Source organism: bacterium (assembly GCA_040757115.1).
Classification (GTDB): domain Bacteria; phylum UBA9089; class CG2-30-40-21; order CG2-30-40-21; family SBAY01; genus JBFLXS01.
Map to the genome: position 1 here is coordinate 1 of JBFLYA010000140.1, position 9,708 is coordinate 9,708.

13 protein-coding genes are annotated in these 9,708 nt (G+C 36.6%); 4 read left to right on the top strand and 9 right to left on the bottom strand.

All coding sequences use genetic code 11. From position 1 onward, the window contains the following. Window positions 1-271: 271 nt before the first annotated feature. A complete protein-coding gene (locus tag AB1422_12385) occupies window positions 272-436 on the bottom strand; it encodes a hypothetical protein (GenBank protein MEW6620110.1) in 165 nt (54 codons plus the stop codon). 128 nt (window positions 437-564) lie between these two features. Between AB1422_12385 and AB1422_12390 the strand changes: the two genes are divergently transcribed. Continuing rightward, window positions 565-1,797, top strand: coding sequence for an endonuclease Q family protein (locus tag AB1422_12390; protein ID MEW6620111.1), 1,233 nt, complete (start codon window positions 565-567; stop codon window positions 1,795-1,797). Here AB1422_12390 and AB1422_12395 read toward each other — a convergent pair whose 3' ends face one another. From AB1422_12395 to rpsB, 8 genes are all read right to left on the bottom strand, one after another. Beyond that, window positions 1,798-2,592 (bottom strand): CDP-archaeol synthase, encoded by a 795-nt coding sequence (locus AB1422_12395; GenBank protein ID MEW6620112.1) that lies wholly within the window; start codon window positions 2,590-2,592, stop codon window positions 1,798-1,800. Beyond that, the gene (locus AB1422_12400; GenBank protein MEW6620113.1) at window positions 2,589-3,350 is read right to left on the bottom strand and encodes an isoprenyl transferase; all 762 of its coding nucleotides are present in this window, start codon (window positions 3,348-3,350) and stop codon (window positions 2,589-2,591) included. The genes AB1422_12395 and AB1422_12400 overlap by 4 nt, the downstream gene beginning before the upstream one ends. Then, window positions 3,350-3,901, bottom strand: a complete 552-nt coding sequence (frr, locus tag AB1422_12405) for a ribosome recycling factor (GenBank protein MEW6620114.1) — start codon at window positions 3,899-3,901, stop codon at window positions 3,350-3,352. The genes AB1422_12400 and frr overlap by 1 nt, the downstream gene beginning before the upstream one ends. Window positions 3,902-3,981: 80 nt before the next feature. Next, a complete protein-coding gene (locus AB1422_12410; GenBank protein MEW6620115.1) occupies window positions 3,982-4,110 on the bottom strand; it encodes a hypothetical protein in 129 nt (42 codons plus the stop codon). Window positions 4,111-4,143: 33 nt separating this feature from the next. Next, window positions 4,144-4,866 carry a UMP kinase gene (gene pyrH / locus AB1422_12415; GenBank protein MEW6620116.1) on the bottom strand — a complete coding sequence of 241 codons (723 nt, stop codon included), beginning with the start codon at window positions 4,864-4,866 and terminating at the stop codon, window positions 4,144-4,146. Between the two features lie 14 nt (window positions 4,867-4,880). Then, the gene (locus AB1422_12420) at window positions 4,881-5,180 is read right to left on the bottom strand and encodes a hypothetical protein (GenBank protein MEW6620117.1); all 300 of its coding nucleotides are present in this window, start codon (window positions 5,178-5,180) and stop codon (window positions 4,881-4,883) included. A 3-nt stretch (window positions 5,181-5,183) separates the two neighbouring features. Beyond that, window positions 5,184-5,792: a translation elongation factor Ts gene (gene tsf / locus AB1422_12425; GenBank protein ID MEW6620118.1), complete on the bottom strand. Its 609-nt coding sequence runs from the start codon at window positions 5,790-5,792 to the stop codon at window positions 5,184-5,186. A gap of 15 nt (window positions 5,793-5,807) precedes the next feature. After that, entirely contained in the window at window positions 5,808-6,659 is an 852-nt protein-coding gene (rpsB, locus tag AB1422_12430; protein ID MEW6620119.1) for a 30S ribosomal protein S2, read from the bottom strand. 306 nt (window positions 6,660-6,965) lie between these two features. Here rpsB and AB1422_12435 point away from each other — a divergent pair, with 306 nt between their 5' ends. From AB1422_12435 to tgt, 3 genes are all read left to right on the top strand, one after another. Continuing rightward, on the top strand, window positions 6,966-7,115 hold the full coding sequence (locus tag AB1422_12435) for a hypothetical protein (GenBank protein MEW6620120.1): 150 nt from the start codon (window positions 6,966-6,968) through the stop codon (window positions 7,113-7,115). A gap of 44 nt (window positions 7,116-7,159) precedes the next feature. Continuing rightward, entirely contained in the window at window positions 7,160-7,876 is a 717-nt protein-coding gene (locus tag AB1422_12440) for a protein-L-isoaspartate(D-aspartate) O-methyltransferase (GenBank protein MEW6620121.1), read from the top strand. Window positions 7,877-8,300: 424 nt separating this feature from the next. Further along, window positions 8,301-9,428, top strand: a complete 1,128-nt coding sequence (gene tgt / locus AB1422_12445; GenBank protein MEW6620122.1) for a tRNA guanosine(34) transglycosylase Tgt — start codon at window positions 8,301-8,303, stop codon at window positions 9,426-9,428. The last annotated feature ends 280 nt before the right edge of the window (window positions 9,429-9,708 follow it).

Here is a 9,708-nt window from a genome sequence, read left to right on the forward strand (position 1 = left end):
GAGTTTTAGTTTTTCGTAAACTTCCTTATCTTTTTCTGATAGTTGGAGATTTTTTATATGTTTTTTGACAAATTTTTTATATTTTTTATGTAAGCGAAGGGCTGGCAACATAAAAATACACCTCCCAAGTTTTTTAATTTTGTTTAGCTGTTAATAGCTAATATACAAATAAGCAAAACAAAAAATGGGAGAAAGTCAAGAAAAAAATGTTGCCAGCCCTGGAATAAATCAGGAATTAGTGATGTTGTGATGGTAAAAATTGGGGGGTGTCTTAATCTAGCATAAAAGTTGAAATAGTGTAAGAAAAGGAGATATGGGGATTATGGAGATAAGGAGATAAATTCATTCTGAAATTTTGCAAATTACAATGAATAATCTCCATATCTCCCTTTATCTCCTTATCCCCTTTTGGACACCAAATCTGAATAGATTTCACTATTAGCGTTATTTTCAGACACCACCAAAAATTGGGGGGAAGATAAAAAACGGTTGGTTTTAAACTTCAGTCAAATCCGAGCTCTGGAGATATTGAGAGAGCTCAGGTTACAAAGGAGGGAACTAAATATGAAGTTTATAGCTGATTTTCATATCCATTCTAAATATTCACGTGCCACAAGCCCACAAATGGAGATACCGACTTTAAGTAAATATGCCAGACGAAAAGGGATAGCCTTAATGGGCACTGGTGATTGGACACACCCTGTCTGGCTATATGAATTAAAAAAGGTATTAGAACCAGTTAGTTATGGGTTATTTAAGTATGAGGATACTTTTTTTATGCTCACCGCGGAGGTGTCTAATCTATTTAACCGGAAAGGTAAAGGGAAGAAGGTTCATAATATTATCTTTGCCCCATCTTTTGAGAGCGTTGAAAAAATAAACAGCCAGCTTGAAAAATATGGTGATTTAAGTGCTGATGGCAGACCAATGCTTTCCTTAGATGCAAAGAATTTGGTTAAAATAATCCTTGATATTGACCCTGATTGCTTTGTTGTTCCAGCACATGCCTGGACTCCCTGGTTTTCTGTATTTGGCTCTAATTCTGGATTTGACTCGGTAGAAGAGTGTTTTGAAGAAGAGGCACGAAATATCTATGCCTTAGAGACCGGCCTTTCATCTGACCCACCAATGAATTGGCGATTATCTGAATTAGACCAATATACACTTATCTCTAATTCTGATAGCCACTCTCCGGCTAAAATAGGTCGAGAGGCAAATGCCTTTGATTGTGAGATAAATTACAAAGAAATAATTGATATTCTGAAAAGAAAGGATAGAAATAAATTTCTGTTCACCATTGAGTTCTTCCCGGAAGAAGGAAAGTATCATTATGATGGACACCGACCGTGTAATCTTAGATTTACACCTGCCCAAACGAAGACACATAATGGTATCTGCCCTTCCTGTGGTAAAAAAATAACGGTTGGTGTCGTCAATCGTGTCGAAAGATTAGCTGATAGACCCGAAGGATTCGTCCCGGAAAATCATATCCCGTGTAAGCACCTTATTCCATTAGAAGAAATAATAAGTAAGGTGACTAAAAAAGGCGTTGGCACAGCCGCAGTAGAAAATGAGTATTTGAAACTCACACAATCCCGACATACGGAATTTGATATTCTTCTCTATCTTTCTAAAGAAGAACTAATGCAATTTGTATCTAAAGAAATTCTTAGAGGCATACTAAATGTGCGAGAAAAAAAGGTGAATATCCTACCCGGCTATGATGGCGTTTATGGTGAAATAGATATACCATTAGAAGAAGAAAAAGAAGAAATAGTTCAATTAAGTCTATTTTAGTTAAAGGGAAAAAAGGAAATAATAATAAATTATTGGTGCATTAAAAATCACACTATCAAAAACATCTAATACCCCACCATGCCCGGGTATCCAGGTTGCTGAGTCTTTAACCCCGGTCAACCGTTTTATCTTAGATTCTAATAAGTCACCTACCTGCCCGCAAAAACTTAATAACAATCCAATAATTATTGCCTGAATTATTGAGATATATCCTGTGATTAAACTGGCAATGATAGAAGTCAAAATTCCACCTATTAATCCAGCCACAGTTCCTTCTACGGATTTTTTGGGGCTAATCTGTGGGATTAATTTGTGTTTGCCAAACTTCAATCCGATGCCAAAGGCAAAAGTATCGGTTAACCAGGTGATTAAGAATAATAACACGATGTAGAAACTACCATTTTGCAAGTGTTTTAATAAAAGAATATGACTGAGTAAATAACTAATATAGAACACACCGGCTAATGTTACCCCAATTTCTAAAAAATACCTTTTGATAAAAAAGGTTAATAGATAACCGATTAATAATGGGGAGATTAAAATAGAGGTTAGTAAATAAAATTGTGATGGGATAAAATGGGCAACTAAGGCAAAAAGAAGGCTAATGATTACGCCAATAATTTTAAATGGTTTTATCTGGACTTTTGAGGATAAGGAATAAAATTCCATTAGTCCTAAAAATATGACGAGGCAGATTAATAATAATAAGAAAAGGGTATTTTTTGAGATGATACAATAAATTAATATCGGAACAAATATAACTGAAGTAATTATTCTTTTAAATGTAGAACTCACTTTTTCATCTCCAATATCCCACCAAATCTTCTTTCTCTTTTTTGGTAATCGACAATGGCAGACAGAAAATGTTTTCTTGAAAAATCAGGCCAGTAAGCAGGGGTAATATAAATTTCGGTATATGCAATTTGCCACAATAAAAAGTTACTAATTCTCATCTCGCCACTTGTTCGAATAAGTAAATCTGGTTCTGGTAAATTTGCTGTAGAGAGATATTTTTCAAACAATGGTTCATTGATGTCTTCTGAACTGCATTTTTTGTTTTCAATATCTGCAGTTAATTTTTTAATAGCATCAATAATATCTGCCCGACCACTATAATTGAGGGCAATATTTAATATTAAACCGGTGTTATTAGCCGTTTTTTCCGTTGCCCATTTTAAATCTTTAATTATCAAATCTGATAACTGCTCGATTCTCCCAATGAAATTCAATTTAACATTATCTCGGTTTAATTCTCCAGTCTCTTTGCGTAAATATTCTCGTAAAAGATTCATTAAGGTATTAACCTCTTTTTGAGGTCTGGTCCAATTTTCTGTCGAAAAAGCATAAAGAGTTAAAACCTTAATTCCTAATTCACCGCATAACTTAACAATCCTTTTAACCGTTTTCATTCCCGCACGGTGGCCAGCAACTCGCGGTAGTTTTTTCCCTTTTGCCCATCTTCCATTCCCATCCATAATAATCGCAATATGTCCTGGTAATTTATCTTTATCTATGAGAGACAATAATTGAAATTCATCATTTGGGATGGACATTATCCTTCTAAAATCTCCTTTTCTTTACTCGCCAGCAATTGGTCTATTTTCTCTATGAATCTATTGGTTATTTTTTGGATTTCATCATGGGCATGTCTTGATTCATCTTCGGATATTTCTTTTTCCTTTTCTTTAATCTGGGAATTAATTTTGTGTCTGATATTGCGTATTCCAATTCTTCCTTCTTCCGCTTTTTTCTTAATCACTCGGTCTAACTCTTTTCTTCGTTCCTGGGTCAATGAAGGGATGGAGATTCTAATTACATTTCCATCAGTATTTGGCATAAGGCTTAAATCGGACTTAATAATTGCCTTACAAATAGACTCCGTAACAGATTTATCCCAGGGGGAAATAAGAAGGAGTCGTGGTTCTGGGACAGAGATAGTGGCAAGTTGATGAATGGGCATCTGACTACCATAACATTCTACCCGAATATGTTCAACAAGAGAAGGTGAGGCTTTACCTGTTCGGATTGTGGCAAATTCATTTTTTGTTGCCTCCACAACCTTTGTCATTTTCTCTTCTGCTTCTTTATAAATATTTTTTAGCATAAATTTTATCCCCTCCTTTTTAGTTGGTAATTAGTTAAATGGTAGCTGGTAATTATACTCCAGTGGGGTATAAATTGTGATTATTTAAAGTAATCGGTAATCAGGTAATCAGTAATCGGTAATTTGAGATAGCAGGCTACTGCTTGCTCTTTACCGATAACCTGATAACCGATAACCGATAACCTGAGTTGATAGTAACAGGAAATCACAAAATATGCCTCTCTAAAGTATAGTTACCAGTTTTATGAAACAATAGTTCCAATCTTTTCTCCTAAAATAATATTAAGCAGGTTATTGGGTTTTAATAGATTAAAGACAATTATGGGGATGTTATTTTCCATACATAAAGATATTGCGGTGAAATCCATTATTCTCAATCTTTCGTTAATGACCTGCATATAAGATATTTTATCATATTTAACCGCATCGGGATATTTAACCGGGTCTTTAGAAAAGATACCATCTACTTTAGTTGCTTTCAGGATAACCTCAGCCCCAATTTCTGCGGCTCGAAGTGCCGCGGCTGTATCTGTGGAAAAAAAGGGATTACCTGTTCCTGCGGCAAAAATCACTACCCGTCCTTTTTCCAAATGCCTGATTGCCCTTCTGCGAATATACGGTTCAGCAATTCTTTGCATCTCAATGGCACTCTGGACCCGGCAAAAAACCTGCCGTGTCTCCAGGGCATCTTGCAAGGCAATGGCATTTATCACAGTGGCTAACATACCCATATGGTCAGCTGAGGTTCTATCCATTTGTGAACCATAAATACTCACGCCACGAAAGATATTCCCGCCGCCGATACTGATGGCTATTTCTACCCCCAGATTGTGAATGTCTTTAATTTGTTCGGCAATGGAGGCAATAACTTCTGGTTCAATTCCATAACCTTTTTTACCTTGAAGCACTTCGCCACTGAGTTTGAACAAAACTCGTTTAAAGACAGGTTTTTTATTATCAGTCACCTTTTGTGTTTCCTTTATTTAAAAATCATAGTTAACACTGCTCCAGTTACAGATAAGATTAGCGGGACAAATAAACCAATTACCCAATAAAAGAGATGGTCAATTTTACCTGAAATTCCCTCTATTCGTTTTTCGAATCCATCCATTCGTACTTCAAGGGTATCAATCCGTTGATTTATTTGTTGATTCCCACTTTTTATTAAATCTTCTAATCGTTGAATTTCTGCAACAAACCTTTTCTCGCGTTCATCTATAAATCTATCATAATAAGGTGGAAGTGTATATTCTTTATAAGCTACTGATTCTCCTGGCATTGCCTATCCCTCCTTAATTTTCTCACCAAGTGCATAGCGAACAAACCTGCGAATGGTTATGTTTTCTCTTAATTTGGCAATCACACTCGCCACATAGTCAGAAACAGTTATAGTGGGGTCTTTAATATAAGGTTGTTCCAACAGACAGATTTCCTTATAATATTTTTCCAATCTACCTTCAACAATTTTATCCCAGAATTTTTCTGGCTTACCTGATTTTTTCGCCTGTTCTATGTAAATTTCCCTTTCATTGGCAACCATTTCTTCTCTAACCTGGTCTTTGGAGACAACATAAGGATTAGAGGCGGCGATTTGCATGGCAATATTTTTCACTAATTCTTGAAATTCAGAATTTTTAGCCACAAAATCTGTTTCACAATTAATTTCAACCAACACCCCAAGTTTTGCACCAGGATGGATATAAGAAAAAATTGTTCCTTCTTTGGTTTCGCGGAGTTGTTTTTTCTTTGCTTCGGCTAATCCCTGTGTGCGTAAAATTTTCAATGCCTCTTCAACAACTCCATTAGCCTTTTGTAATGCCTCTTTGCATTCCATCATTGGTGCTCCGGTAATTTCGCGGAGCTGTTTTACTTGTTCTGCACTAATAACCATAATTTTTCTCCTTTCTTAATCTTCCACTATTTCTTCTTTTTCCTTGAGTGTTTCTTCCATAATACCTTTGTCTAATTCCTCATAGAATTGTGGGAGTAATTCTTCCTCTTCTTCTAACTTCAGAAATATTTTTTCCTCTTCTTCTTCTACTTGAGCCGCCTCTTCTTCAACTGGTAGCTTATCGGCTAATCTTTTACCTTCCATTATACCATCGGCAATCACCGAGGCAATTAACTTCACCGAACGAATCGCATCATCATTACCAGGGATGCAATAATCTACTTCATCCGGGTCGCCATTGGTATCAACAACGCCCACAATTGGAATGTTTAATCTTCTCGCTTCTAAAATAGCTATTTTTTCTTTTTTCGTATCCACAATAAATAGTGCCCCTGGCAAGGTTTTTATCTCTTTAATCCCACCCAATAGAATTTCCAATCTATTCATTTCCTTTTTTAAAAGAGCCACTTCCTTTTTGGGTAATTTTTCAAATACCCCTCCTTCCTCCATTTTCTTAATTTCATTAAGTCTTTTAATACTTTTCTTTACTGTCTCAAAATTAGTCAGAGTTCCTCCTAACCAGCGTTGAGTCACATACGGCATCTGACATCGAATTGCTTCTTCCATAACTACGGTTTGAATTTGTTTCTTTGTCCCAACAAATAAGACAGGCTTTTTTGTCTTAGCCGTTTCCTGAACAAAGCTATATGCCTCTTTTAACCCTTTCATTGCCTTTTGAAGATTAATGATATGAATATCATTCCTCTCTGAAAAGATATAAGGTGCCATCTTTGGATTCCATCGTTGGGTTTGATGACCAAAGTGCACCCCTGCTTCTAAAAGTTGTTTCATTGTAATCGTCGTCACTTATTTTATAACCTCCTTAAATTTGGTAAATGGTAATTGGTAATTAGGTACCTGTTACCACTTAAATTTTGCAAAACCCTATTTTAAATTTTTTATAATATATCATATTTTTAAATTTTTTGCAAGAAAAAAATTTTAAATTAACAAAATTCTCGGTTAGCCTCTTGACAACTCTTAAAAATTATGCTATAAACTTATTAAATAATTGGTAAGCGTTCAGGTGGTGTAAGAAAAGGAGATATGGAGATAAAGGAGATAAGGGGATATTATTAAAAAAATTGAAATTAGTAGAACTAATAGAAATTTATGGAAATTTGTTGTTTCCCACAATCAATTTCTACCTATTTCTATAAATTTCAATCTATTTCTATTATCTTATCTCCATATCGTCCTTATCTCCTTATCCCCTTTCTTACACTTTTGATATATAGCCTGAACGGTTACAATAATTGGTAATCGTTCAACCCTGCCCATCAGACTGTACAAGGAGATTTTGTAAGATGAACAAATATATTCTTTTCATAATTTTGCTTATGAGTTTAAACTTAATTTCCTGCCAGAAATCTACATTACCACCGAGTAAATACACATCTCTACGAGAACAAATGATTCAGGAACAGATTATCGCCAGAGGTGTATCTGACCAATTAGTCTTAAAGGCAATGCTAAAGGTAGAAAGGCATAAGTTTGTTCCAGATGAAGTAAAAGAAATGGCTTATATTGATAGCCCACTTCCAATAGGGGAAGACCAAACTATTTCTCAACCATATATTGTTGCCTTGATGACCGAGTTATTAGGGTTAAAAGGGGATGAGAAGGTGCTTGAAATAGGCACTGGTTCTGGCTATCAGGCGGCAATATTAGCCGAGATAGTCAAAGAAGTCTATACCATTGAAATCCTCAAACCTTTAGCTGATACTGCCCGCCAAAAACTACAAAAATTAGGCTATAAGAACATCAAAGTTAAATGCGGAGATGGATATAAAGGTTGGGAAGAATATGCACCCTATGATGGGATAATAGTTACCTGCGCCCCAGACCATATCCCACAACCACTAACAGAACAATTAAAAATAGGTGGCAGAATGGTTATCCCGGTTGGAGAATCATATCAAGTGCTTTTACTACTGACTAAAATATCAAATACACAATTTAGTCGTAAACCTATTATCCCTGTGAGATTTGTGCCTATGACTGGCGAGGGACAAAAAAGATAGAGGGTAACTATTCAGCCACTGATTAACACGGATTAGCACGGATAAATAGCAGAGGGCAGAGGACAACAGAAGGAAAAACCTTCAGCCTAATTACGGACACGGCTCCCGGACACGATTCACGAATTTTCCGTGTTTCATCCGTGGTAACCGTTCAGGCTATATATCAAAAGTGTAAGAAAGGGGATAAGGAGATAAGGGTGATATGGAGATAAGATAATAGAAATAGATTGAAATTTATAGAAATAGGTAGAAATTGATTGTGGGAAACAACAAATTTCTATAAATTTCTATTATAGTTTCTACTAATTTCAATTTTTTTAATAATATCTCCCTATCTCCTTAATCTCCACATCTCCTTTTGTTACACTACCTGAACGCTTACCATCCGTGTTCATCTGTGGCTGAACAGTTACAGTGAGGGATTATGAAATTTCAATTACTTAAGGAATCTAAAGATTGTAAAGCAAGGATAGGTGAGATAACCACTTTACATGGTAAGGTTAATACCCCTGTTTTTATGCCTGTTGGGACTCAAGCAACAGTTAAATGTATGACTCCAGAGGAACTTAAAAGTATCGGGGCAGAAATTATCCTGGGTAATGCCTACCATTTGTATTTACGACCTGGAGCAAATATAATTCAAAAGGCAAGTGGTCTGCATCAATTTATGCACTGGGATAGACCAATCCTGAGTGATAGTGGCGGTTACCAGATATTCAGCCTCGGTGCGTTACGCAAGATTACAGATGAAGGCGTTAGATTTCAATCACACATCGATGGCTCTTACCATTTTTTTACCCCGGAGCAAGTTACAGAATTTCAATTAATATTAGGCTCGGATATAATTATGGCTCTGGATGAATGTGCTCCGTATCCCTGTGAATATGACCAGGCAAAGGAGGCAAAGGAGAGAACAACACGCTGGGCTAAGAGATGTAAGGAGAAGATACAGGAGGCAGAAGGCAGAGAACAGAGGGATGATTCAGCACTTTTTGGCATTGTTCAGGGTAATTTTTATAAAGACCTTCGGGGACAAAGTGTCGAGGAACTGGTTAATTTAGACTTTGATGGATATGCGGTTGGGGGTCTGAGTGTCGGAGAGCCAAAAGAATTGCTGTTGGAGGTGTTGGAATACACGACACCACAATTACCAGAGAATAAACCTAAATATTTAATGGGTGTAGGTCCGCCAGAGGATATTTTAAATGCCGTAGAATTAGGCGTGGATATGTTTGATTGTGTGATGCCAACAAGACATGCACGCACCGGCCAGGTATTTACCTTACAAGGACCATTAGTCATCAGAAATGCCCCTTGTGCGGATGACTTTTCTCCTATTGATTCGGAATGCGGCTGTTATACCTGCCAGAATTACTCAAGGGCATACATCCGCCATCTTATCCATTCTGATGAAATCCTTGGTGTCCGGCTGACCACTATACATAATCTTTACTTTTTCATTGATTTAATGAAAAAGATTAGAGAGGCAATTTTAAAGGATAGGTTTTTAGAGTTTAAAAAAGAGTTTATGGAGAAACGCTCATGCCCATAGGGAGTGGGCACAAACGAAGATGAAAATGGGTTTGATGGTTTGATGGTTCAGGTGAAATCAGGCTGAAGCCTGCGGCTACCAGCCTTCCCGAATCTCGATTTTCAGGGGAAAGGAAGTTTCACGCCAAGCACGCAAAGAACGCAAAGGGAAATCAGGGAAAAAATTACCTTTGCGTCCTTTGCGTGAAAAAACTATTTTCAGGAGAAACGGACATGAGCCAAGGCTCACAAAGGGCAATGAAAATGGGAGAAGGACAACCCCCTAACCCCCTTTATTAAGG

Bases quoted from the DNA above. Each gene is read 5' to 3' on its own strand.
- AB1422_12390 (MEW6620111.1), top strand. From the start codon at position 565: ATGAAGTTTATAGCTGATTTTCATATCCATTCTAAATATTCACGTGCC.
- tsf (MEW6620118.1), bottom strand. From the start codon at position 5,792: ATGGTTATTAGTGCAGAACAAGTAAAACAGCTCCGCGAAATTACCGGA.
- frr (MEW6620114.1), bottom strand. From the start codon at position 3,901: ATGCTAAAAAATATTTATAAAGAAGCAGAAGAGAAAATGACAAAGGTT.
- AB1422_12400 (MEW6620113.1), bottom strand. From the start codon at position 3,350: ATGTCCATCCCAAATGATGAATTTCAATTATTGTCTCTCATAGATAAA.
- tgt (MEW6620122.1), top strand. From the start codon at position 8,301: ATGAAATTTCAATTACTTAAGGAATCTAAAGATTGTAAAGCAAGGATA.
- AB1422_12435 (MEW6620120.1), top strand. From the start codon at position 6,966: ATGGAAATTTGTTGTTTCCCACAATCAATTTCTACCTATTTCTATAAA.
- AB1422_12420 (MEW6620117.1), bottom strand. From the start codon at position 5,180: ATGCCAGGAGAATCAGTAGCTTATAAAGAATATACACTTCCACCTTAT.
- AB1422_12440 (MEW6620121.1), top strand. From the start codon at position 7,160: ATGAACAAATATATTCTTTTCATAATTTTGCTTATGAGTTTAAACTTA.